The organism is Nonomuraea sp. NPDC005983, assembly GCF_040614375.1.
In the GTDB taxonomy this organism is placed as follows: Bacteria; Actinomycetota; Actinomycetes; order Streptosporangiales; family Streptosporangiaceae; genus Nonomuraea.
Window position 1 is genome coordinate 61,689 of sequence record NZ_JBEXUP010000009.1, and the last position, 22,942, is coordinate 84,630.

The following is a 22,942-nucleotide window of genomic DNA, read 5'->3' on the forward strand; positions in this document are numbered from 1 at the left end:
CCTACGACGGACGGGTCCACACCCCGGTCTTGCCACCCGTCTTCTCCTCCACCCGCACATCGGTGATCACCGCCGCCGGATCGACCGCCTTGACCATGTCGATCAGCGCCAGCCCGGCCACCGAGACCGCCGTCAACGCCTCCATCTCGACGCCCGTGCGATCGGCGGTCTTCACCCTGCACGTGATCCCGACCCCCCAGTCGGCCACCTCCAGGGTCACCTTCACCCCGTGCAACGCGATCGGATGGCAGAGCGGAATCAGGTCAGGGGTCCGTTTCGCCCCCATGATCCCGGCGATCCGGGCGACTCCGAGCGCGTCGCCCTTGGGCACCTCGCCGGACCGCAGCAGCGACACCACCTCCGGCGACAGCAGCACCCGCCCGGTGGCGACGGCCGTGCGGACGCCGACCTCCTTGGCCGAGACGTCCACCATGCGCGCGGCGCCGGTCTCGTCCAGATGGGTGAACTCACTCACAGCCTGATCACCTCCACAGCGCTCCCTGCGGGCAGCTCGGTGACGTCCTCCGGCACCGTGACCAGCGCGTTCGCCGAGGCCAGGGCGGCCAGCTGGTGGGAGCCCTGCCCCCGTACGGGCGCGACCGTGCCGTCGGCGGCGAGCACCCCGCGCAGGTACGAGCGCCGCCCCGCGGGCGAGCGCACGGGCGTGGTGACGTAGGCGGTCTCCGTCGCGGGAGGCCCGGCGGGCAGCCCGCGCATCTTGTCGAGCGCGGGACGGACGAAGAGCATGAACGACACGAACGACGAGACCGGGTTGCCGGGCAACGCGAAGATCGGCACCTGGTCATCGCCCACGACGCCGAACCCCTGCGGCATGCCCGGCTGCATCGCGACCTTCTCGAACCGGACGGTGCCGAGCGGTGTGAGCGCCTCCTTGACCGGCTCGTACGCGCCCATCGAGACGCCGCCGCTGGTGATGATCGCGTCGGCGCGTACCAGGTGGGAGTCGAGCTGTTCGAGGAAGACGGCGGGATCATCGCCCACCGTGCCGGCCCGGAACCCCTCACCGCCCGCCTCGCGGACGGCGGCGGTGAGCGTGAAGCTGTTGGAGTCCCAGATCTGGCCCAGCCCCAGCGGGAGCCCCGGCTCGACCAGCTCCGCGCCGGTGGACAGGACCACGATCCGGGGGCGCGGACGCACCCAGACGCGGCGGCGCCCCACTCCGGCGATGATCCCGAGCTGGGCGGGACGGATCACCGTGCCCGGTTCGAGGACAGCCTGCCCCGCTTTGACGTCCTCGCCCGCCCGCCGGATCGCGTTGCCCTCGCCGGCGGACCGGTTGATCGTGACGGAGACGGTGCCGCCGTCGGTCCACTCCACGGGCACGACGGTGTCGGCGCCGGCGGGCAGGGGGGCGCCGGTCATGATCCGCACGGCGTGCCCTGGCCCGACGGCACGCAGTTCGTCGGACCCGGCGGCCACGTCGTCGATCACCGGCAACGTGACCGGCACGTCCGAGATGTCGGCAACCCGTACGGCATATCCGTCCATGGCGGAGTTGTCGAAGGGCGGCAGGGGGACCGGCGAGGAGACCTCCTCGGCCAGCGTCGTGCCCAGCGCCTGCTCAAGCTCCAGCTCCAGCGGGGCCAGCGGACGCACCGTGGCCAGGATCTCGGCCAGGTGCTCGTCAACCGATTTCATCGAGGAACCGTCGTAGCCACGGCACGAACTCCGGCGCCAGGTCGGGCCGGTCGACCGCGAACCTCACCACGGTGCGCAGGTAGTCGAGCTTGTCGCCGGTGTCGTAGCGGCGTCCGCGGAAGAGCACGCCGTGCACCGGGCCGCCCTGCTCGGACCCGCGTCCGGCCAGCGTGCGCAGCGCGTCGGTGAGCTGGATCTCGCCGCCGCGCCCCGGCGGGGTGTTCTCCAGCACCTCGAACACGGCCGGGTCGATCACGTACCGTCCGATGATCGCCCAGTTCGACGGAGCCTCGTCGACCGGCGGCTTCTCCACCAGGTCGGTCACCCGCACCACGTCGTCCTCGACGGTGCCCTCGATCGTGGCCACGCCGTACAGCGAGACCTGCTCCTTGGGCACCTCCATCAGCGCGATGACGCTGCCACCGAACTGGTCGCGGACCTCGATCATGCGCTTCAGCAGCGCGTCGCGGTAGTCGATGAGGTCGTCGCCGAGCAGGCAGGCGAACGGGTTGTCGCCCACATGCTGCTTGGCGCAGAGAACGGCGTGCCCGAGCCCCTTCGGCTCGCCCTGCCGCACGTAGTGCAGCGTGGCGAGCGAGGCGGGCTCGCGAACCTGGGACAGCCGGTGCTCGTCACCCTTGGCTTCGAGCACCTCCTCCAACTCGAACGCGCGGTCGAAATGATCTTCGATCGACCGCTTGTTCTTGCCCGTGACCATGAGGACGTCGAGCAGCCCGGCGGAGGCCGCCTCCTCGACGACATACTGGATCGCGGGCTTGTCGACGATGGGCAGCATCTCTTTGGGTGTCGCCTTAGTCGCCGGAAGGAACCGGGTGCCCAGACCCGCGGCGGGCACGACGGCTTTCGTCACAGGGTCGAAGTCAGCCATGAGTAGACCCTAGTGGAGGTACCTGTGGACAAGTCGAACCTGCGTCGCGAGCTGAACGCCGCGCGCGCCTCCCTCACCGCGGAGCAGCTGCGCGCGAACGCCACCAAGGTCAGGGAGACACTGCTGGACCAGCCGTGGGTGCAGATGGCCGGGCTGGTGGCCTGCTACTGGTCGGTGGGCACGGAGCCGGAGACGCACGGGCTGGTGTTCGCGCTGTGGAAGCACGGCGCGACCGTGATCCTGCCCGTCCTGCAGGCCGACAACGACCTGGACTGGGCGGTGTACGACGGTCCCGACACGCTGGCTCCCGGGCGGTTCGGGATCATGGAGCCGATCGACGCGCGGCGCGGCGTCGACGCCGTCCGCACCGCCGCGCTGGTGATCGTCCCGGCTCTCGCCGTCGACAGGCGGACGGGCGTGCGGCTCGGCCGCGGCGGCGGCTCCTACGACCGTGCGCTGGACAGGGTCGGGCCGAACGTCCCCACGGTCGCGCTGCTTCACGAAGGGGAGCTTCGGGACGACGTCCCCTCGGAACCACACGACCGACACGTCCGTTTTGCCGTTACCCCTGCGGGACTCACTAGGCTTATGTGAACCATCGTGCAGGAGGGAGCCAGATGCCGTTTGATGTCTGGCTTCTTGTTGGTCCCGCGATCGTCATCGCGGCGATCGCCTGCGTGCGGGTCGCGCACCGCAGCGGCCTGCCCAGCCTCCTGCTGTTCCTCGGTTTCGGCCTGCTGCTGGGCGATTCCGGGCTCGGCATCCCGTTCGGCAACCCGGACCTGGCCCAGCAGATCGGGCTGACCGCGCTGGCCCTGATCCTGGCCGAGGGCGGTCTGACGACCAACTGGAACCACGTGCGCGGCTCCGTGCCCCTGGCGGCGATCCTCGCCACCGTCGGTGTCGCGGTGAGCATCCTGGTGACGGCGCTGGCAGTCCAGGGGTTGCTGGGCATCGACCGGAACTCCGCGCTGATCTTTGGAGCGGTCCTCGCCTCGACGGACGCCGCCGCGGTCTTCTCGGTGCTCAGGCGGCTGCCGCTGCCACCGCGCCTGGCGGGCATCCTGGAGGCGGAGTCGGGCTTCAACGACGCGCCGACGGTCATCGCGGTGGTGCTGCTCAGCGGCTTCTCCCAGATGACGCCCGACCTTGGCACGTTCTTCCTGCGCACCGGGGTAGAGCTGGTCATCGGCGCCGCGGTCGGCCTGGCCATCGGCCCCGCCGGGGCGTACGCGCTGCGCCGCGTGGCCCTGCCCGCGTCCGGTCTGTACCCGATCGCGGTGCTCGCGCTGACGTTCATCTCGTACGGCGGAGCGGTGTGGCTGCACGGATCCGGCTTCCTGGCCGTCTACCTGACGGCGTTGGTCCTGGGCAACTCGCGGCTGCCCCACCGGGCCGCCACAAGGGGCTTCGCCGAGGGAGCCGCATGGCTGGCCCAGATCGGGCTGTTCGTCATGCTGGGGCTGCTGGCCAGCCCCAAGGAGATGCCGACGGCCATCGTGCCCGGGTTGATCACGGGAACGGTCCTGGTGCTGCTCGCCCGCCCGATCTCGGTGGTGGTGAGCGCGCTGGTGGCGCGGGTGTTGCGGCTGGCCAGGGTGAACTGGCGCGAGCAGGCGTTCCTGTCGTGGGCGGGCCTGCGCGGCGCGGTCCCGATCGTGCTGGCGACGATCCCATGGGCGGCGGGCGTCCACGGCTCCAAGGAGGTCTTCAACGAGGTCTTCGTCATCGTGATGGTGTTCACCCTGGTGCAGGGGCCGACGCTGCCCTTCGTGGCGAGGCTGCTCGGTGTGGCCGCCCCTGGCGAGGCGCACGACCTGGAGGTGGAGTCGGCGCCGCTGGAGGAGCTGAAGGCGGACCTGTTGCAGATCAAGGTGCCCACCGGTTCGAAGCTGCACGGCGTGGAGATCTTCGAGCTGCGGCTGCCCGCGGGGGCCGCCGTGACGCTGGTCGTCCGGGAAGGCAGTTCGTTCGTCCCCTCCGCCACCACCAGGATCAGAGCGGAGGACCAGCTCCTCGTGGTCACCACCGCCGCCTGCCGCGACCAGGTCGAGCGGCGGTTGCGTGCCGTCAGCCGGCGCGGCAAGCTGGCTGGTTGGTACGGGGAGCGCGGACAGGAATAGCTGTTTGACCTAATCGGTTACCATTAGCAGTCACCGGGCTCGAGTGCCAGACCTGAAGGAGGGGCGCGTGCCGACCTACCAGTACGCCTGCAACGACTGCGGTGAGCAGCTCGAGGCCGTGCAGAAGTTCACCGACGACGCCTTGACCGTGTGCCCCAAGTGCGAAGGCAACCTGCGCAAGGTGTTCTCAGCTGTAGGCATCGTGTTCAAGGGTTCGGGCTTCTACCGCACCGACAACCGCTCGTCGTCCGCGTCCACGGCCGCGACGTCCTCGAGCAGCAAGCCCGCCGAGAGCAAGCCCGCCGAGTCGTCCTCGTCCTCCTCGACGTCGACCGCCGCTCCCGCCGCCGCCTCCAGCTAGCGGGGCCTGTCGCCCATCGCGCCCAGGAGTTCGGGCGCGATGCGGTCGAGCAGGGCTTCGAGCTGCGCATTCGGGCCCCAGTCCATGACGAGTCCGGCCAGGCCCTCCCGTGCGGAGCGCAGCAGACGTAGCGCCGACTGCCGGCCCGCCGGGGTGAGCCGTAGCAGGTCGCCCTGCCGCTCGACCAGTCCCGCCGCCACCAACTGGTCGGCGTACGGACGCCCCCGCTCCCTGCTGACGTTCGCCCGCTCGGCCAGCGACTGCGCCGTGACCCAGCCCTCGCCGCCGAGCCTGGCGACGATCCACACCCCTTGCGGCGGGATGCCGGTCAACCCGGCCAGCGCCCCCAGCCTGGCGTAGAAGCCGCGACGCAGGTCGGCGTCCGCGAGCCTGACCAGCCCACGCTCGACCTCGGCCAGCGACGAGCGCTCCGCCGACGTCGCGCCCAGGCATTCGCCCAGGTCTGTCGCCTTGGTGGTCTCCCTGAGCCGCTGCTGCGGGATGAACCAGGCGAGCACGAACGCGACGAACACGACCGGCGTCGCCACCCGGAAGACCGCGGCGATCGCGTCCGCGTAGACGTGCAGGAAGTCCGCCGCCAGCGCGGGCGGGAGCCGCTGGATGACCGTCGGGTCCCGCCGCACCTGCGCAGGGTCGAACCCCGGCGGCAGCACGGTCCTGCCGAGGACGCTCCTCAGGTCCGTGTTGAGCCGCGCGGTGAAGACCGAGCCGAGCGTGGCCACCCCGAACGAGCCGCCGATCGAGCGGGCGAACGTCGCGCCCGAGGTGGCCACGCCGAGGTCCGTGAAGTCCACCGCGTTCTGTACCACGATCACCAGAACCTGCATGGTCATCCCCAGGCCGACACCGAGGACGAGCAGGTAGACCCCCATCGTCCCCAGGCCGGTGGACTCGGTCATCGTGGACAGCAGGAACATCCCGCAGGTCGCGACAGCCGTCCCGGTGATGGGCAGGAACCGGTACTTTCCGGTCTTGCTGATGATCTGCCCGCTGACGACGGACATCGTCAGCATCCCCGCCATCATCGGCAGCAGGTACACGCCCGACAGGGTGGCGCTCACGCCGTGAACCACCTGCAGGTAGAGCGGAAGGTACGTGAGTGCGCCGAACATGCCGAACCCCACCACGAACCCCACGATCGACGCCATCGTGAACGCCCTGATGCCGAACAGGCCGAGCGGCAGCACCGGCTCGGCCGCCCGCCGCTCGACGAGCACCCAGCCCGCCAGCATGGCCAGGGCCGCCACGGCGAGCCCGACGATGACCGGGTCGGTCCAGGGGCGGACGGTGCCGCCCCAGGTCGTGATCAACACCAGGCAGGACGTCGCGCCGCCGAGCAGCACCACCCCGGCGTAGTCGATCCGGTGCCTGGTGAGCGTGGCGTCGCCCGGCAGGACGGCGACGATCACCACCAGCGCGAGCGCGCCGAGGGGCAGATTGACGTAGAAGACCCAGTGCCAGGAGAGGTGGTCCACGAACAGGCCGCCGAGCAGCGGGCCGACCACGCTCGCCACCCCGAACACCGCGCCGAAGAAGCCCTGGTACCTGCCCCTCTGCCTGACCGATACGACGTCGCCGACGATCGCCTGCGCCAGCACCATCAGCCCGCCGCCGCCCAGCCCCTGGATCGAACGGAAGGCGATGAGCTGGCCCATGTCCTGGCTGAGCCCGCAGAGGGCCGAGCCGACGAGGAAGATGACGATCGCCGAGACGAACAGCTTCTTCCGGCCGTACTGGTCGCCCAGTTTGCCCCACAGCGGCGTGGAAACGGTCGAGGCGAGCAGGTAACCCGTGACCACCCACGAGAGCTGCTCCAGGCCGCCGAGGTCGCTCACGATCGTCGGCAGGGCCGTCGAGACGATCGTCTGGTCGAGCGCCGCCAGCAGCATGCCGAGCATCAGCGCAAGGATGATGAACCCGAGACCCTTTCGCCGCATATATCCGATATTACGCTTCGTGATTGCTCCGCTACGAGGTTATCCACAGAGCCGCGTTCTGGTTCCGCTGGACGCCCCGCGATGCCGCTACTCTCGGCGCCATGGTCACCAGCGCAGAAATCGGCGTCATCGGCGGATCCGGGTTCTACTCCCTGCTCGACGACGCCCAAGAGATCGACCTCAGCACCCCCTACGGGCCGCCCAGCGACGTGGTCACCGTGGGCCGCATCGGGTCGCGGTCCGTGGCGTTCATCCCCCGGCACGGGCGAGATCACCGCTTCCCGCCGCACCGCATCCCCTACCGGGCCAACCTGTGGGCGTTGCGGTCTCTGGGAGTGCGGCAGGTGCTCGCGCCGAGCGCCGTAGGGTCGCTGCGGGCCGAGGTGGGGCCCGGCGCGATCGTGGTGCCCGACCAGCTCGTCGATCGCACGTCCGGGCGTCCGCAGACGTACTACGACGAGGGTGGCGCGGTGCACGTCTCGTTCGCCGACCCCTACTGCCCGTCCGGGCGCGCCGTGGCGGTGGAGTCGGCGCGGGCCGCCGGGTGGAACACCGTCGACGGGGGCACGCTCGTCGTCATCGAGGGGCCCCGGTTCTCGACGCGGGCGGAGTCCCGCTGGTTCGCGGGCAACGGGTGGACGATCGTCGGCATGACCGGGTTCCCCGAGGCCGTGCTGGCCAGGGAGCTGGCGCTCTGTTACACGTCGCTGTCGCTGGTCACCGATCTCGACGCCGGGGTCGAGACGGGCGAGGGGGTCACGCACGACGAGGTGCTGGAGTTCTTCGCGCGAAACGTCACCCGGATGCGCACCCTCGTGGCCGAGGCCGTGGAGGCGCTGCCGAGCGAGCGTGCCTGCCCGTGCGGGGCGGCGCTCGACGGGATCAAGCTGCCGTTCGAGCTACCGTGACCGGGGTCCTGAGGCGGCTCGGCGGCGATCTGGCCGACGCCCCCTCGTCCGGCGGCGTCGGATGGGCGGGAGGCGGCGGCTCGCCGGGCCGTCGCCGGCCGCGGCTGGGGCGGCGGCGCCGGCTGGTCGCGGCGCTCGTGGCCGCCTTGGGGGTCCTGTTCGGATATATCGCCATACGCCCGGTTTCGGGAGCCCCGGTCCTCGTGGCCGCCCGCGACCTGTCGCCCGGGCCGCTGCGCCCCGGCGACCTGCGCACCGCTACCCTCGCCCAGGTTCCCGACGGGGCGGTGCGCTCGGGAGCCGTGGGCCAGGTGCTGACGAGCGCCATGCGCAGGGGCGAGCCGCTCACCGACGTCCGCCTGCTCCACTCGGCGCCGCTGCCGACGGGCACGGTGGCCACACCGGTACGCATCCCAGACGCCGAAGTGGCCCGCCTGCTCTCCCCCGGCTCGATGATCGGCGTCTACGCGGCCTGGGAGAACCAGGCGGCCCAGCTCGTCGCCGACGACGTCACCGTGGTCACCATCCCCAGAGGCGACGACGACCACGGCGCCCTGCTCGTCCTCGCGGCCACCCCGACCCAGGCCGGTCAACTGGCCGCGGCCCAGGCGGGCGGCCGCCTCTCGATCACCATCAAACCCCGCCCGACAGCCCCGTCGTCCTAGAGAGCCGAGTCGATCTTCGGGTCGTACTCCCAGTGCCACGGCTCGAACGGGCTGCTGTAGGCCCAGGCCGGATGGAACCACCCGTACCGCTTGGCGTTCTTCTCCATCCACACGAACTCCGGCGACCGGAACCGCTCCACCCCGCCACAGAGGTCCACGGCCAGCCCGAGCCCGTGGTTGCTCCTGCCGGGCACCGCCGCGAACCCCGGCCTGCGGTAGTAGACGGACTGCTGCTCGGCCAGGCTCCGGTAGGCGTCGGTGACGCACACCTGCCGTCCGAACTGCTTCCGGTAGGCCTCGTTCAGGCTGACGAACGCGATCGTGGCATCAGCCCGGAGGCTGAACCCCTTCTGCTGCAGCGGGCAGAGCATGGCCTTGGGGATCAACCCGTTCGGGTAGGAGTTCGCCGTCGCCGCCCGCAACGGATTACACCCGAGCGCGGCCCTCCCCACCTTGTCGATCTTGATGCCCATCTTCACCAGGGCCGCGGTCAGCGACTTGACGATCTTGTCGGACCGCTGCCTGAGCGTGTCGATCTCCGCCGCCATCTGCGCCTCGGCCAGCAGATTCCCGGCCCGGATCTCCTGCGCATCGGCCGCCAGCCGCTCCGCCTCCTTGTAGAGGGTGCTGGTCTGCTGCACCGCCTCCTGCCGGACGGTCATCAAGTGGGTCACGCTGGACAGCGCGCGCAAGGTGTCGCCCGTGGCGTCTCCAGACAGGAACGGCGCGATCCCGTCGGCCCCCACCGGCTGCTCGTACAGCAGTTCCGCCAGCTGCGAGACGGGCTGCCGGATCTGCGCGACCTTCTGCTCAGCCGTCCGAAGGGCGGTGAGCTTGGTCTTCAGCTCCTTCTCGGCCGCCGCGATGTCGGCCCGCCGCTTCTCCAGGGCTTTGGTCGCGTCCTCGAGCTCCTTGGCCGACTGCTCGGCCTCCTTGCGGAGCTCGGCGAGATCCTTGGGATCCGCCCGCAGCCCGCTGCCCGAGACCGTCCGCGACTCACTGAGGCCACCTGCGACCTTCCGCTCAGCCCGAGCCTCCACAGGCATCAGGAACAGAGAAGTCATCGCCATGACGACCGCGATCAGACCTGCTGATCGAGGGGCTGGCACGTTCGACTCCTCCATTTGCAAACTCGTTACCCAGGCTCGGCACGCACGTTACTACAGCCCCCCGAGTGCCCGGACCCAACTCCAGAGAGCCGTTACGAGGTGAAAGAGGCTTTTGCACCCCCACTCCGTCGCGCCACCTCCAGAAGCCCCGTAAACCACGCACCAACCAGCCCCGCACCCACGGGACACCAAAGCACCTAGCGAGCACCTGGCCCGCCGACCAGTGAGGCCCCCAGCGACGCCCCGGCCACCGGAGCATCCAGCGGCGACCAGGGCGCCCACCCAGGTACCTGTCTGTCACGCGCCCCTCGCCCGCCCTGGCGTGCACCGCCCTCTTAGCTGACCGGTCGGAGTCCGGCACCATCACCGACAGACCGACGCACGGCTCTCGCAAGCGGCACGGCTCTTAGGCGGCACGGGCACGTACGTGGCACGGGCTCGTACGTGGCACGGGCTCCGGTGGGCGGCACGCACCCTTGTAGGCGGCACGCGCCCTGAAGAACAGTCGCTCGCCAGCGCCAGAACCCCGTCGAGCCGCATCGAGGCCACCCGCACCGGCCTCCAAGAGTCCATCCGCCCAAGCCAGACATCAGGAAGCCATCGGCCCGCACCAGGCATCGGGGAGTCACCGGCCTGCCAGAACCAGGGGCGTTCACCCCAACGGCGAACCCAGCACCCCGCGTCCCGCTCAGGTGTCGAAAGCTCAGGTGCCGGACGTGGCCCACCCTTCACCATCGTCCCGAGCCACCCATCCCTCATGCTCCCGGCAGGCCTCCCACAACCAGGTGTCAGCCCACTCCCCCGGACACCCCTCCCACCGCTGCCGCTGCGCCTTCGACTGTGACGGCTCAGACACAGGCTCCGACACAGGCTCAGCCGAACGCCGCACCACCGGCTCACGCCGCCTGCCCCCAGAGGGCGACACCACGGGAGCCTCCCCGAACGACCTCACAGCCGGACGCCCCTTCGCGCTCGCCTTCGCACTCGCCTTCGCCGGAGCCTCAGGCGCGGCCACCACCGCTACCCGCCCGGAGACCCTTCCCTCGTACCACCGATCAGGCCGAGCGGGCGCAGGGACGACCATCGGCTCGAACGCCAACCACATCCCCAACGCCCGACCGCCCTCCCCCGCCCAGCCAGCCCGCTCGTACCCGGTCAACTCCCCGACCAACAACCCACCCGCCAGAATGGCCGGCGCGGCCAACCCCGCGAACAACACCACGGACCGCCGACGCCCCCGATCCCGATCTCTCCTGCACACGAGCCGAACGCTAACCACGCCGAGGGAGCCCAGCATGATCGCTTATCATCCCTTTACCGCAGCTCAGAGCACCCATGACCAACCCCACCAAACTCACCCCCTCCCCGCGGCCCACGCAGTGCCTGACTTTCGCTAGGCTTACTGCGTCCGCCTCCGTAGCTCAGGGGATAGAGCACCGCTCTCCTAAAGCGGGTGCCGCAGGTTCGAATCCTGCCGGGGGCACTCATCTCCACCAGGCTTTTCATGCGTTGACCTGCGGTTTCTCGACCGCAGGTCTTTTGCTTGTCGGGACCTTGGTAGGCCGCCGAGGGCACCCGTATGCAGCCATAGGACCATGATCACGGGATATATGCGGGATGATCTTGAGCGTATTTCCCCAGGTCACTCAAGGATTTGCCAGCATCCCTTGTCGCAACTGAGCGATCGCCCTAACGGGCAAGATCGTGCGCCCCTGGCTCTCTTGACCTCGACAGAACGATCATGGGCCCAATGTCGGCTACCTACGGCAAGCCACGGAGGTCGCTACACAGCGACGGTTGGGGCCCGGAGGAAGTCACCGCGGGTTTCGTCGTTTTGGAGTTTGCCTGGGGCTGGTAGTCGCGGGGTGGGGTCGATGGTCAGCTCGCGCAGGAGTTCCCAGGTTACGGCGCTGGCGATGCGGACGTGCAGGCCATCGGCCAGGAGGATGACTTGGGTTCGGGCGGATTCGTCCGACGCCGACGTGGTGCAGCTGACCGTTCACGCGCAAGGTGACCGCTCCCAGAAGGGTCGATGCGGTCGTTACGCACTCGGGCGTGGGTGTCGGCTTCGCGGCTGCGGGGTGGAACTCTTCATGCTTGCCAGCCGGCTCCGGACTGAACAGCGCCGGTAACACGGGACAGGCCCCGATGGATTTCTGTGGGGAGGGGATGTCCATGGGGTTTTACGTACGAACGAGTCTCAAGGCTGGACCGTTCCGATTCATCTTGTCCCCAGCCGGCTTCGGGGTGTCAGCAGGCGTCCCAGGGTTCAGGGTTGGCATGGGCCCGCGCGGCAACTACGTGCGCATGGGCGGGGGCACCATCTCCTACCGCACCACCCTGCCCCGCCCGGCCGCTCGCCAGCCCATCCCACAGCCTCACCTGCCGCCCGCTCCCCCCGGCCCCGGCATCACCATGCATGACGTCACCGGCGCTGCGATCCAGAATCTTGTCGCCACCGATGCCAGCGACATCGTCCGGCAACTCCAGGCTGCCGCCCGCCGCTGGCCTCTCTGGCCCTTCGCCTTGGCTGTCTTCGTCCTCATCGGCCTCACAATCGGCGGCTGGGGACTGCTCATCATCCCGATCAGCGCACCCGCCGTCATCTGGCTCGCCTTCCGCGACCGCGCGGCCAGATCGGTGGTCGTGATGTACGACGTCAATGACGAGGCGGCCCAGCGCTTCGCCCACATCGTTCAGGCCATCACCGCGCTCCAGAATGCCCGCCGTCTCTGGCACATCGCGGCGGCAGGCGCGGTCACCACGACCTACCAGTACAAGGTCAACAGCGGCGCCTCCAAGTTGCTGCAACGCCACCCGGCGGCCCTGACGCTGACTGGCCCTCGCTGTCTGGTCACCAATGTCGTGGTCCCGACCCTCACCGCTGGGCGGCGCTCCGTCCACTTCCTCCCCGACCGGGTGCTGCTTCAAGAAGGCAAGCACTTCGCCGACATCCCCTATCAGCACCTCCACGTCACCACCTCCCCCACCCGCTTCATCGAGACCGGCCCCCTGCCAGCGGACGGGCATGTCGTCGACAGCACATGGCGATACGTCAACGTGAAAGGCGGTCCCGACCGGCGCTTCAAGAACAACGCCCAGCTCCCGATCCTGCTCTACGGCAGGCTGGTCCTACAGAGCGCGACCGGCCTCAACCTTGTCTGGGACGCCTCCCAGCACCCACCGATCGACGCCGTGGGACGAGCGCTCAGACTCGCCGCCGCAGCCCAGGCACCGGGCATACGTCCCTGACACCGATGGTGCAGCGAGGTAATCCCAGCGACTTTCACGCGATCTTGCCGTCCTCGAAGTGGGTGAGATCGCGATGGAAGTGACAAAGGGTGGCCTTAACTGTCCTTCGAGCGACTAGCCCAGCTGGTTGCGCACTTCCTGGATGAAGTCCCACCATTCGCCGACGCGTCCACCTGTGAAGCCGTGACGCTTCAGCGTCAGTTGGAGGGTCCGCTTCAGCGGATGAGGCGACTGCATGATCGCCTCGTTCCTCAGGGCCAGACGGGTGAGCTGGCCCTGCGTGGGCGGCTGATTGCTCTTCTGCCCGTTGCAGGGTCTGTGTGCAGGGGCGAGGTTCCAGATCGCGTCCAGATCGATGCCCGCACCAGGCAGGAGCCGTTTGAACGAGTACGGGAACACGTGGTCGACCGCGACGTCATCGACACCAGGGTTGAGCAGTTCGGCGCAGATGATGCAGCGGCCATGCTGAAACCCGATGACGGCCTCGGTAACCCCTGCGACCGAGCGCCGCCGTTCTTTGTCGGTGATCTGCAGCGCCTCGAGGTCGACCGCGACCCCCTCCTCGACGAGGCTTCGGCCCACCCCAGCGGCGAAGGACGTCTCAACGATGCTCCACCGCGCGGCCAACTCCGCCTGCAGACTCGCCTTCTGCTCGGACAGAGCGACCTCACGGAGATGGTCTGTCAGCTTGACCACACGTTCCTGAGAAGTGCCTGTCACTTCGTAGAAGCGGTGAGGCACTTCAGCGCCGCCGTCGCCACGCAAATTGTGGAACTTCTGCATCACCATGGCGGGCATCGACTTCATCGCGGCAGCGAGCAGCTTCTCCGTTGGGGACCCGAGCTGCTCGGACTCAGCGGCCTCCTCCCGAGCCACGGACAGGAAGTCCAATCCGCCGGCAACGACCTTCGGCGACGCCTGCGGCGCTTGAGCCAGATGCTCCACCAGACTCATCGCGTACGGCTTGGCCAAGTCCCTGAGGAGAATGTCGGCACGCCCCTCGGCGGCGGCGCCCAGCAACGCCCCACCCAGGGCGAACTTGTAGGTACGCACGTTGGCGCCCATGAGCACCGCCAGCCGCCATGAGGAGCGGGCGGTCGGCTCTTCGCGAAAGAACTCCACAGTCATCCGTACATGCCAGCCTTGATCGCGATATCGACCGGTTCAGGGTAGTTCGCGATCACGGCAATGTCACTGAGGCTCGATAGGCTCAGCAGCCTTACAGGTGGGGCTTGGGAGAGTGGAGGACGTCGAGCATGGGCAAACTGGTACGGGACAACATTCCGGATATCATCCGCCAAAGCGGCAGAGAACCGGTCATTACCGTGCTCGACGAGGTCGACTACCGCAAGGCCCTGCTGGCGAAATTGTTTGAAGAGGCCACCGAGATCAACGAAGCCTCCCCCGCCGAGGTCGCGGAGGAAATCGCCGATGTGTATGAAGTTCTTCGCGCTCTAGCTGCGGTCCACGGACATGACTGGGCTGTGATCGAAAAAGTTGCAGCCGCTAAACGTGAGGAGCGCGGCGCATTCCATGACCGCCTCTACCTGGCGTGACGCCGGGCTGCTACAAGCGTGAATACCGCTGCCGGCCAAGCCGAACACTTGCCGCAGAAGGAGAGGGCCGGCCGAGCGCGCCCACAGCCCGGGGATCGTCAGGAGCTGATCGGGAGGCTGCGAGCGTGGGCGCGCGCCGAGGCGCGCAGGCCGCTCAGGTAGGGGTGGAAGGCGTGGTGGCGATTCTGATCCAGGTTGAGGGGAAGATCCAGCCGAGCGATTAGTTCGGCTTCCCCCGTCCAGGGCTCGTCGTGCTGGATCCAGCACACACGCGCGTGCTCAGCCATCCAGGCAGTCAGTTCCTTCTCACCGGCCTGGCCGAAGGTCAGCCGCTTTCCGCTGCCCACCCGGCGAAGCTCAAGCCCGAGCAGACAGCCGAGAGTGAGTCGCAGGGTGGAACCCTCAGCGTTGCCCCGGAAGTGATAGCGCACCCGGCTCCGGAGATTCTGCCTGCTGGCTCGGGTCGCCATGCGACGGGGAGCAATACCCACATAGAGGAGGCGGTCAGCGGGCAGGCTTGGATGCGGAGGCTGGGTGAAGTACCAGCCGTAGATGCCCGCAACGGCGGGCACCGGACTCGGGCGGGTGAGGACCTCGACCGCTTCCCACAACTTGACCGGCTCCAGCAGCTCCGCAGTGCTCATCCCCGCCCCCAGTCTCGTCAGTACAGGAAGGCTAGAGCACGCCACCGACAATGAGAGTGAGTGCTCCAATACAGGTGAATGCGGTTTCGCAGCGATACTGGCCCCGCTACTCTTTTGGCGACCATGTGATGCGGCCCGACGGGCTTCCGCGGTCGTACGGTTTCGTCCGAAGCGGATAGGCCCCCACCCGCGCGAGTTCATTCGTGCTGCCTGGGGGGACAATCCGTGACGGCGCTGCGGCTGTCTGTCGAGAACCTGCTCGCCTCTCCAAACGAGGCCGCGTTCGCGGAGGTGATCGCCGAACATGTGCGGGCAACTACCGGCCGCCGTTCCTCACCCTCCGAAGTCAGGTCCTGGCAGCGCAGCTTGCCAGTCCTTGCACGCGATCTCGCCGACGCCGGGTTGCACAGGGTCGAGATGCTCGTGGAGTACAAACTCCCGCTGACGAGCAAGCGCGCCGACGTGGTGCTTGCCGGCGTACACCCGCGGACCGGCGAGGACTCTTACGTCGTCGTCGAGCTCAAGCAGTGGAGCCGTGCGGAGCCCTCCGAGTTGGGTGACCATCTGGTCATCGTGGACGGTATGCCGGGCGGCGACACGCTTCATCCGGCCGAGCAGGTGCGCCGGTACTGCGAGTACATGTGCGACTTCCTCGGGGTGCTCAGCGACAAGCCGAACGCCGTGTACGGAGCCGCTTACCTGCACAACGCCATGGACCTGGACGTCGACGGCCTATCGGATCAGGTCCGCGACGAACGCAGTCGTCTCTTCACCAAACAACGGCGCGGCGAGTTTCTCCGCTACCTGAGCGAGCGGCTGTCCGACAAGCCTGGCGCCGACGCCGCCGACCGCCTCCTGTCCAGCGCCGTCGCTCCCAGCAAGCAGCTCATGACCTATGCCTCCAAAGAGATCCGCGAGCGCGAGCAGTTCACCCTGCTGGACGAGCAGCAAGTCGCGTACGAACTGGTCATGGGCGCCGTCGACAAAGCACGGCGGGCGGACTCCAAGCAAGTCGTCATCGTCACAGGCGGTCCAGGGAGTGGGAAGAGCGTCATTGCGCTGTCACTACTCGGGGAGTTGTACAGGCAAGGCCGTTCGGCTCTGCACGCCACCGGCTCACAATCGTTCACGCAGACCATGCGCCGCTATCCCGGCCGTGGCAGCACCCGGATCAAGAACCTCTTCAAATACTTCAACAGCTTCACAGATGCCGAGCAGAACGGCATGGACGTGCTGATCTGCGATGAAGCTCATCGCATCCGCGAAACGTCCACCAACCGCTTCACCCCGGCGGCAAGGCGGACAGGACGCAGCCAGCTCGACGAGCTGCTATCCGCGGCACGGGTGCCGGTCTTCCTTCTCGACCAGCACCAGGTGGTACGGCCCGGCGAGCTCGGCACCGTGGCGAGCATCGAGCACTACGCCTGCGCCAAGGGATACGACGTTCGGTTCGTATCGCTCGATGAGCAGTTCCGCTGCGGAGGCAGCCGTAAGTATGAGCAGTGGGTCCTCCGTCTGCTGGGTCTGGCGGACGGCGGGCCGATGGAGTGGGACGGAGATGAGGACTTCCAGGTACGGCTCGCCGACTCACCGCAAGAGCTTGAGGCCTTCCTGGGAGGCCAGACCGGTACCGCCCGCATGACCGCCGGCTACTGCTGGCCGTGGAGCGACCCACGTGCTGATGACACCCTCGTCAATGACGTCGTCATTGGTGACTGGGCCCGGCCGTGGAACGTCAAGAAGGACCGGGCCGTCGGCGACTATCCGCCGAGCATGCTGTGGGCCAGCGAGCCGAACGGGTTCGGGCAGGTTGGTTGTGTCTACACCGCCCAGGGGTTCGAGTACGACTGGAACGGCGTCATCTTGGGTCCCGACCTGGCCGTCCAGGACGGGCAACTGGTCACCGTGCGCGAGGAGAACCGGGATCCTGCTTTCAAGAGCCGTAAGACCGTTCCTAACAGCGACTTCGACCAGCTTGTTCGCAACGTGTACAAGGTCCTGCTCACCCGAGGCATGCGCGGAACCGTGATCTACGCGGTCGACCCCGAGCTGCGGGACTTCCTTGCGGGCCTCATGCGTGACACGCGGCCCCAATCGGTCCCGTCATGACCTCATCATGGCGCGCCCACGCCAAAGTCGCTTGAGGCCGCTCTACCCGAGGCCACGATTCTTGCCATGACAGAAGAAAGCCGTGCCCAAGGCCTCAGCGTCCTGCACGAGGAGCAGTAGTTGAGCCCGAAAACGGCTTCTCGGTCGAACTTCTGGTCATAGCCCCGTAGACGGTACCTATGCCATCTTTGGGCTCTGCAGCTTGTAGAAGGCTGCTGCAGATGCGGGGTCGCCAATGCCCAGGAACCCGCGAACTGGGCGCTGCAGATCCGCCCCCTTCCTCCTAAGGCTTGGCCTCATCCCCGCCATAAGCATGGGACTTCATCCCTACTTGGCCAGTCATGTCCGTTTTGACAGGATGGTTACGATATGTTGCATAAGCCCGTCCATTACCGGATGGCTCCATTTGCAGAGGAGCAGCTTTCGTGGCATCACGCTGTCTATACCAGGCAACCGCCAGCGAACTCACCGCCCTTATCTCTGCAGGCGGGCTTCTACGAGAGCTCAGGCGAAGCTACGACGAATTGATTGGCGGTGATCTGAATCCCCTAGAAGTTGAATCATGGCGTAACAGCATCCCCACGGTCGTTGATCTTTTACTCGAAGAGGGTCTGGGTGATGTGCAGGTGCTAGTCGAGGTGAAGACGCCGATCAGCGATGTGCGGATAGACATCGTGCTGGTCGGCTCCTATCCGAACAACGGGCAGATGTCACTGGTTGTGGTGGAGAACAAGCAGTGGCAGTGGGCTACACCCGGGCCGAGCCCAGAACTGGTCTACCTCTCTAGGTCACCGAATCCAAGACCGCACTCACACCCCATCAGGCAAGTCTGGGACTACCGCCAAGTCTTAATCGACTACATCTCCTTAGTCCGGAGGTCGGCCAAGGTCCACTGCATTGTCAACATGCACAATGCCATCAGCGAGAACTTGGCGGCGATCCGACCTGCCACCATCGGCCTCGAATATGACTCCTCCTTGGTTCGGATGTTCTGTTCTGATCATCGTGATCACTTCAAAAGGACACTTCGCGCTGTCCTCTCGCCAAAAAAGGCGTCCGACTATGCACAAGAGTTTCTGGAAGCGCCAGTACGCCCAACCGAAAGCCTTATGACGGTGGTAAATGAGAGCGTTTGCCGACGGTCGGTCTTTCCCTTGCTCGATGAGCAAAGGGATGCCTACGAGTACGTGAGAGCGGCGGTGAACGCGAGCAAGCAGGGCGCCCCCAAGGAGGTCGTCTTGATCGTGGGCGGTCCAGGCACCGGGAAGAGCGTAATCGCTGTGGAGCTGCTGGGCACCTTGAACCGGCAGGGTGTACATGCCGTACACGCCACAGGCAGCAAATCCTTCACTCTGACATTGCGCGACAACGTCGAGAAGGTCAACCGACGTGCCGCGCGTAGTTTTTCCTACTTCAACAGTTATACTCATGCCACCCCGCACAATATCGATGTTCTGATTTGCGACGAAGCTCACCGAATCCGCGAGACATCTGATCGTCGCCGTAACACCTATGACGGGGACCACGACCGACGACAGGGACGGCCTCAAGTACAGGAGCTGATCGAGGCCGCGGCCGTTCCGGTATTCCTGCTCGATGAGCACCAGTTGGTCCGCTGTGGCGAAGTGGGCTCCGTTCAGCTGATCCATGATGCCGCAGCCAGTATGGGAATAAAGGTTCAGCAAATCGATCTACGCCACCAATTTCGATGTGGCGGCTGTCCCGAATACGTCACCTGGGTGGAGCAGCTCCTGGGGTTGGGGTGGGGGGACGGCCCGCAACCATGGCGGCCCTTGGAGACCTTCGAGCTGTACGTCGCCCGCACTCCTGCGATTATGGAGGAATTTCTACGAGCCAAGCAGGCCGAAGGCGACAGCGCCCGCATGACTGCCGGCTTCTGTTGGCCGTGGACCGACCCCCGCTCTGATGGGACGTTGGTCGAGGATGTTCGGATCGGTGACTGGCACCGCCCCTGGAACTCGCGAGCCGAGCGCGAGAAGAATGGCATCCCTCCGTCCAGCCTGTGGGCTACTCACCCGGCTGGATTCGGCCAGATTGGATGCATCTACACTGCACAAGGTTTCGAGTACGACTATGCAGGGGTCATTTTCGGTGACGACTTGACCTGGACGGGGCAGGATTGGCAAACCAACCGTCGAGCCAACAAAGATACCGAGGTGCAGGGCGCCCCTCGGTTCGGGGAACTGGTTCGCAACACATACCGCGTGCTGGCCACCAGGGGCATGTCCGGTGCGGTCCTGCATTCGACCGACCCGTCGACTAACCGCCTATTCGCGGGGCTCGGTGTACCCGTACTGTGATGTCAGCATGTTTGGCATAACAGAGTTCCCCATGTTTCCCGTTTCCAACCATCTCGACGGCCTTCGACGGCTCGATGTCGCCGAAGCCTTCGGCATCGGAAGCTACACCCTGTCAAGATCACCACGTGCCGCGATTAGTCATGACACTCCTAGTGGTGGTGCTGCTCCTCAGCAGAACCCACTCATCCATAGCCATGTCGTTGAGTTTGCGACATTCCGCTTCAACTCAACCTTCCCTGTGGTTACCATGCCATTGACCCCGGCATCTCCCACTTCCACGAGATCAGGCGATGATGGCGACGCAGGAGCAGATCGACGCCGCCCGGCGTCATATCGAGCGATTACGCGATCAGCATGCGAATGACGTGATCGCGCTTGTTCGTCTGGTCGATGACGGCGCGCTCAAGGGTGAGGCCGGAGACAGGCTCGCCGCCGATCTACGCGCGTGGGATCGGGGCTTCAAGGACTTGTTCACCCGAGCCTTGTCCCTGCTGGACTCCTTTCAACCGTCCGAACCGAGCAAGGGGGCGGCCTCTCGATGAGCCCTATGGTCGGCATCAACCCCACGCTGATGACGCAACTGATCAACGGCATGAAGCGGGTCAGCGGCACGATCCCGGACGTCGGCCTCCAGGTGGAGCGAACATTGACCTCGCTGGACATCCCCCTGTGGGGCCCAACCCCGCTCCGCGCCATCGGCCACCAGATGAGCGAACAGATTCCCGTGCTCCAGGGCCGCCTCGACCTGATACTCGCCACACCCGACCGCAAATCCGGCAAAGGCGGCATTCTGTGGGCCAGTGAATCGGATTGGCTGTCGAAGTCTCCCGCTGAGGGCGCGGCATCCGCCAAGACGCTGGTCACAAAGCTGCGGGAACAGATCAAAGGCCACTCAGTCGACGCCAAGACGGTGGCCGAAATCGAGCGGCACAAGAACGATCCGTACTTCGCCCTGGCCTTCGCCAAGGAAATACCGCCGCGCGAGCTCAAAGCCCTGATCAACAGGGCGTACGGGGCCGGCCTCCCGCCGTCGGACCGCCCGTCCCAACGCGACGTCAGGACACAGGACAGGCTCGCCACCATGCTCAGCAAGATTCTGGGCACGGCCTCACATGGAGTGGGCGGGATGAAGCTGGCCGACGACTACGCCGATCAGCTCGTCGACGACATCGAGAACCCGCAGGACGCGTTCGCGGTGAAAAGGCTGCTCCAGGACGGCGACTTCGACCACACGTTCCTACTCAATGTGGTTCGGAAGCTGTACGACAAGGACGTGGCTCATCCGCCCGACCCGAGCCTGCCGCGAGACACTTGGGCGATGCCCGGCCCCAAGGACATCTCACCCGGTGACCTCAGCCCCATGGGCACGGCCCTGATCGCGCTGGCCCACCATCCCGCCGTCGCGCAGGACTTCTTCACCGACCCCCAGCGCAAGCCCCTGGCCTACTTGATGCGAAAGCACCACTGGGATGGCGACGCCGACGCGGATCTCGGCTGGGCCATCGAGGTGGCCAGCACGGATTTCCGCGATCACGACCTGCCGCCCGGGAATTCGCGCGGGTACAAGTCCGCGTTGATCGCCTCATGGGCGGTCCGCTTCTGGAGCGACGCCAAGGTCCAGGCGAACCTTCCCCATACCTCCGCCCACCTCGGCACGGTCTTGGCCCACTACACCGGCGACGTGCACCGCGCCACGCAGTCCTTCAGCAAGGAGGTAGCGGGCGTGGTGACGGACCAGGATCCGGACAAGAACTTGCACGGTGTGGAACCCTTTGGTGCCTTGTTCGACGCGAAGGACATCAAGAAGGCCATGACGTGGGCGTTCGCAGATGACGACGCCTTCCAGACCGTCACCGCCGCGCACGGGCTGTATTCCGCCAAGATGCTGGACGAACTGGCCGGCAAGATCGCGGGGGAGGTCAAGGCCGATTTCACCGCCTGGCAAAAGTCGCATCCGGAGGCCACGCAGCAGCAGCTCGACGCAGCGCGGCAGGACATTCTCGAAGAACGCATGAGCCGCAGCGGAGGTGCCGAATTCGCCCGGGCGACGCGCGGCCTCAGCAGGACGACCTGGGCGATTACAGATGCCGCCAACATCGCGAACATCGACGCGGCGAAGGCGGACGATGCGCGCTTCGCTGCTTTCAAAGAAGCGGCTGAGAAAGTCGTCGGACTGGCTCCGGGTCCGCAGGGAAAGTTCGTCGGGCTCCTGGTCGACGAAGCCAAGGGGATGATCTTTGGAAAGGTCAAGTCCAGCCATGAGAGCCAGGCGCGCGCAGACGCGGATACCGCGCTGGGCGTGGCCAAGCACATGTTCACCGACCTCACGGCGGCCGCGATGATGCGCCACGGCCTGTTCGGAGACGGATCCCCGCCTGCCGAGACGCACCCCTACAAGCACAAGGACTTCTCCCCAGGATCAGACGGCCACTTCATAGCCAACGGAGAAATCAGGCCATGGGACGAAATGACTGCCGCTCAGCGGAGGGCATACGAAGAGTGGCTGTCACTGAACTCGACCGGTCGCGTCTTCGAGGGACCGAGTAGTGCCATCGCGCTAGGCTTCAAGGAGGCCGAAGAGAACTACGGTAATGGGTCATGAGAATCCAGTCGTCGGTGGCCTCTGCCGTTGCCGTTCTCGCCCTGGCGGCGGCGTGCACGTCTCCTCCTGCTCCGCCACCGGACACCCGGCCGCTGGGTAATGTGACCGCTCCCCCGCAGGAATGCGATCTCGTCTCGGCGAATGCCATCAAGATCGCCACAGGTTTCAAGGACTACGCGGCAGTCGGTACGAAGATGGACAAGGGACGTTTCGCATCGTGCTCGGTAGCCGAGGACTCGACTCCAGAGGGCGAACTGGGACTTGTGATCGAAGTCTTCGAACCGTCGCCAATCAGCCCAGACGGGCTGAAGAATACAAAGGTGTCCAGCCAGGGCAGTGATCTGCCGGGGGAATTGGGGCCGGGTTTTGCGGCCCGTCGAAAGAACGCCAAGGACAAAACCATCGCCTTCGTCTATGGATGGACTCCCGACTTCAAGCGTCTTCTCACCATCAATGTCTATAAGGGTGCACCGGGCCGGGACTCACTGGCGGATGCGACCGAATTCTTCCGTCAGCTCAAACCCCTCCTGTTGGACAAGCCCAAGTAGGGCCACGGGATCGCAGGGTGCTCATCGATCTGACGAACATAAGTACAGCAGTAGGGACATTGCTGCCGCTATGGTCATCCGGTTCACGGGGACGCACTATCCCTTTAGGAAGCATGCGCGGTTACGGATGTGGAACTCAGGGCGCGAAGGTGGGGACAGTTCATCGTATTCCGCGACGATGATCGATACGCCTGGGCTTGTCCACGCGATCGATCCGAGGCGTCTTCCCAGGCAGGGC

General features: G+C 66.5%; 19 protein-coding genes and 1 tRNA gene. 13 read left to right on the plus strand and 7 right to left on the minus strand.

Going from position 1 to position 22,942, the window contains the following annotated elements; genetic code table 11:
- Nucleotide 1: 1 nt before the first annotated feature.
- From moaC to galU, 3 genes are read right to left on the minus strand one after another with little or no spacing between them, the layout of a single operon-like run.
- Entirely contained in the window at nucleotides 2-475 is a 474-nt protein-coding gene (gene moaC / locus ABZ297_RS07120) for a cyclic pyranopterin monophosphate synthase MoaC (protein ID WP_355340708.1), read from the minus strand.
- Entirely contained in the window at nucleotides 472-1,659 is a 1,188-nt protein-coding gene (glp, locus tag ABZ297_RS07125) for a gephyrin-like molybdotransferase Glp (RefSeq protein WP_355340711.1), read from the minus strand. Before glp ends, moaC begins: the two co-directional genes overlap by 4 nt.
- Nucleotides 1,646-2,548 (minus strand): UTP--glucose-1-phosphate uridylyltransferase GalU, encoded by a 903-nt coding sequence (gene galU, locus ABZ297_RS07130; protein WP_355340714.1) that lies wholly within the window; start codon nucleotides 2,546-2,548, stop codon nucleotides 1,646-1,648. The genes glp and galU overlap by 14 nt, the downstream gene beginning before the upstream one ends.
- Before the next feature lie 24 nt (nucleotides 2,549-2,572).
- On the opposite strand from galU, the gene ABZ297_RS07135 reads away from it, so the two are divergent.
- The 3 genes from ABZ297_RS07135 to ABZ297_RS07145 all read left to right on the plus strand — a co-directional run bounded on the left by ABZ297_RS07135 (nucleotide 2,573) and on the right by ABZ297_RS07145 (nucleotide 5,032).
- A complete protein-coding gene (locus ABZ297_RS07135; protein WP_355340717.1) occupies nucleotides 2,573-3,142 on the plus strand; it encodes a 5-formyltetrahydrofolate cyclo-ligase in 570 nt (189 codons plus the stop codon).
- A 23-nt stretch (nucleotides 3,143-3,165) separates the two neighbouring features.
- Nucleotides 3,166-4,671 (plus strand): potassium/proton antiporter, encoded by a 1,506-nt coding sequence (locus ABZ297_RS07140; protein ID WP_355340720.1) that lies wholly within the window; start codon nucleotides 3,166-3,168, stop codon nucleotides 4,669-4,671.
- 67 nt (nucleotides 4,672-4,738) lie between these two features.
- Entirely contained in the window at nucleotides 4,739-5,032 is a 294-nt protein-coding gene (locus ABZ297_RS07145; protein ID WP_355340723.1) for an FmdB family zinc ribbon protein, read from the plus strand.
- Here ABZ297_RS07145 and ABZ297_RS07150 read toward each other — a convergent pair.
- Entirely contained in the window at nucleotides 5,029-6,990 is a 1,962-nt protein-coding gene (locus tag ABZ297_RS07150; RefSeq protein WP_355340726.1) for an MFS transporter, read from the minus strand. The two genes, ABZ297_RS07145 and ABZ297_RS07150, sit on opposite strands and share 4 nt — an antisense overlap.
- Before the next feature lie 101 nt (nucleotides 6,991-7,091).
- Between ABZ297_RS07150 and ABZ297_RS07155 the strand changes: the two genes are divergently transcribed.
- Nucleotides 7,092-7,898: an S-methyl-5'-thioadenosine phosphorylase gene (locus ABZ297_RS07155; RefSeq protein WP_355340729.1), complete on the plus strand. Its 807-nt coding sequence runs from the start codon at nucleotides 7,092-7,094 to the stop codon at nucleotides 7,896-7,898.
- Entirely contained in the window at nucleotides 7,895-8,563 is a 669-nt protein-coding gene (locus ABZ297_RS07160; RefSeq protein ID WP_355340732.1) for an SAF domain-containing protein, read from the plus strand. The genes ABZ297_RS07155 and ABZ297_RS07160 overlap by 4 nt, the downstream gene beginning before the upstream one ends.
- On the opposite strand, the gene ABZ297_RS07165 is transcribed toward ABZ297_RS07160, so the two are convergent.
- On the minus strand, nucleotides 8,560-9,633 hold the full coding sequence (locus ABZ297_RS07165; RefSeq protein ID WP_355340735.1) for a D-alanyl-D-alanine carboxypeptidase family protein: 1,074 nt from the start codon (nucleotides 9,631-9,633) through the stop codon (nucleotides 8,560-8,562). The two genes, ABZ297_RS07160 and ABZ297_RS07165, sit on opposite strands and share 4 nt — an antisense overlap.
- A 1,449-nt stretch (nucleotides 9,634-11,082) precedes the next feature.
- Between ABZ297_RS07165 and ABZ297_RS07170 the strand changes: the two genes are divergently transcribed.
- Both ABZ297_RS07170 and ABZ297_RS07175 read left to right on the plus strand, forming a co-directional pair.
- Nucleotides 11,083-11,155: transfer RNA gene (locus ABZ297_RS07170), tRNA-Arg, on the plus strand.
- Between the two features lie 692 nt (nucleotides 11,156-11,847).
- Nucleotides 11,848-12,924, plus strand: coding sequence for a DUF4236 domain-containing protein (locus tag ABZ297_RS07175; RefSeq protein WP_355340839.1), 1,077 nt, complete (start codon nucleotides 11,848-11,850; stop codon nucleotides 12,922-12,924).
- A gap of 114 nt (nucleotides 12,925-13,038) precedes the next feature.
- Here ABZ297_RS07175 and ABZ297_RS07180 read toward each other — a convergent pair whose 3' ends face one another.
- Entirely contained in the window at nucleotides 13,039-14,052 is a 1,014-nt protein-coding gene (locus ABZ297_RS07180; protein ID WP_355340738.1) for a hypothetical protein, read from the minus strand.
- Between the two features lie 128 nt (nucleotides 14,053-14,180).
- Between ABZ297_RS07180 and ABZ297_RS07185 the strand changes: the two genes are divergently transcribed.
- Complete coding sequence (locus tag ABZ297_RS07185) at nucleotides 14,181-14,480, plus strand: nucleoside triphosphate pyrophosphohydrolase (RefSeq protein WP_355340741.1); 300 nt, start codon at nucleotides 14,181-14,183, stop codon at nucleotides 14,478-14,480.
- 98 nt (nucleotides 14,481-14,578) lie between these two features.
- Here the strand turns inward: ABZ297_RS07185 and ABZ297_RS07190 are convergent, their stop codons facing one another.
- Nucleotides 14,579-15,124: a GIY-YIG nuclease family protein gene (locus ABZ297_RS07190; RefSeq protein ID WP_355340744.1), complete on the minus strand. Its 546-nt coding sequence runs from the start codon at nucleotides 15,122-15,124 to the stop codon at nucleotides 14,579-14,581.
- Between the two features lie 225 nt (nucleotides 15,125-15,349).
- On the opposite strand from ABZ297_RS07190, the gene ABZ297_RS07195 reads away from it, so the two are divergent.
- The 5 genes from ABZ297_RS07195 to ABZ297_RS07215 all read left to right on the plus strand — a co-directional run bounded on the left by ABZ297_RS07195 (nucleotide 15,350) and on the right by ABZ297_RS07215 (nucleotide 22,704).
- Nucleotides 15,350-17,233 (plus strand): DNA/RNA helicase domain-containing protein, encoded by a 1,884-nt coding sequence (locus tag ABZ297_RS07195; protein ID WP_355340746.1) that lies wholly within the window; start codon nucleotides 15,350-15,352, stop codon nucleotides 17,231-17,233.
- A 425-nt stretch (nucleotides 17,234-17,658) separates the two neighbouring features.
- The gene (locus tag ABZ297_RS07200) at nucleotides 17,659-19,554 is read left to right on the plus strand and encodes a DUF2075 domain-containing protein (protein ID WP_355340748.1); all 1,896 of its coding nucleotides are present in this window, start codon (nucleotides 17,659-17,661) and stop codon (nucleotides 19,552-19,554) included.
- A gap of 290 nt (nucleotides 19,555-19,844) precedes the next feature.
- Entirely contained in the window at nucleotides 19,845-20,096 is a 252-nt protein-coding gene (locus ABZ297_RS07205) for a hypothetical protein (RefSeq protein WP_355340751.1), read from the plus strand.
- Nucleotides 20,097-20,101: 5 nt separating this feature from the next.
- Nucleotides 20,102-22,156 carry a hypothetical protein gene (locus tag ABZ297_RS07210; RefSeq protein WP_355340754.1) on the plus strand — a complete coding sequence of 685 codons (2,055 nt, stop codon included), beginning with the start codon at nucleotides 20,102-20,104 and terminating at the stop codon, nucleotides 22,154-22,156.
- The gene (locus ABZ297_RS07215) at nucleotides 22,153-22,704 is read left to right on the plus strand and encodes a hypothetical protein (protein WP_355340756.1); all 552 of its coding nucleotides are present in this window, start codon (nucleotides 22,153-22,155) and stop codon (nucleotides 22,702-22,704) included. Before ABZ297_RS07210 ends, ABZ297_RS07215 begins: the two co-directional genes overlap by 4 nt.
- Nucleotides 22,705-22,942: the final 238 nt, after the last annotated feature.

Coding starts and splice junctions, on each gene's coding strand:
- glp (WP_355340711.1), bottom strand. CDS start 1,659: ATGAAATCGGTTGACGAGCACCTGGCCGAGATCCTGGCCACGGTGCGT.
- galU (WP_355340714.1), bottom strand. CDS start 2,548: ATGGCTGACTTCGACCCTGTGACGAAAGCCGTCGTGCCCGCCGCGGGT.
- ABZ297_RS07140 (WP_355340720.1), top strand. CDS start 3,166: ATGCCGTTTGATGTCTGGCTTCTTGTTGGTCCCGCGATCGTCATCGCG.
- ABZ297_RS07150 (WP_355340726.1), bottom strand. CDS start 6,990: ATGCGGCGAAAGGGTCTCGGGTTCATCATCCTTGCGCTGATGCTCGGC.
- ABZ297_RS07155 (WP_355340729.1), top strand. CDS start 7,092: ATGGTCACCAGCGCAGAAATCGGCGTCATCGGCGGATCCGGGTTCTAC.
- ABZ297_RS07165 (WP_355340735.1), bottom strand. CDS start 9,633: ATGGCGATGACTTCTCTGTTCCTGATGCCTGTGGAGGCTCGGGCTGAG.
- ABZ297_RS07175 (WP_355340839.1), top strand. CDS start 11,848: ATGGGGTTTTACGTACGAACGAGTCTCAAGGCTGGACCGTTCCGATTC.
- ABZ297_RS07180 (WP_355340738.1), bottom strand. CDS start 14,052: ATGACTGTGGAGTTCTTTCGCGAAGAGCCGACCGCCCGCTCCTCATGG.
- ABZ297_RS07185 (WP_355340741.1), top strand. CDS start 14,181: ATGGGCAAACTGGTACGGGACAACATTCCGGATATCATCCGCCAAAGC.
- ABZ297_RS07190 (WP_355340744.1), bottom strand. CDS start 15,124: ATGAGCACTGCGGAGCTGCTGGAGCCGGTCAAGTTGTGGGAAGCGGTC.
- ABZ297_RS07205 (WP_355340751.1), top strand. CDS start 19,845: ATGATGGCGACGCAGGAGCAGATCGACGCCGCCCGGCGTCATATCGAG.
- ABZ297_RS07210 (WP_355340754.1), top strand. CDS start 20,102: ATGGTCGGCATCAACCCCACGCTGATGACGCAACTGATCAACGGCATG.
- ABZ297_RS07215 (WP_355340756.1), top strand. CDS start 22,153: ATGAGAATCCAGTCGTCGGTGGCCTCTGCCGTTGCCGTTCTCGCCCTG.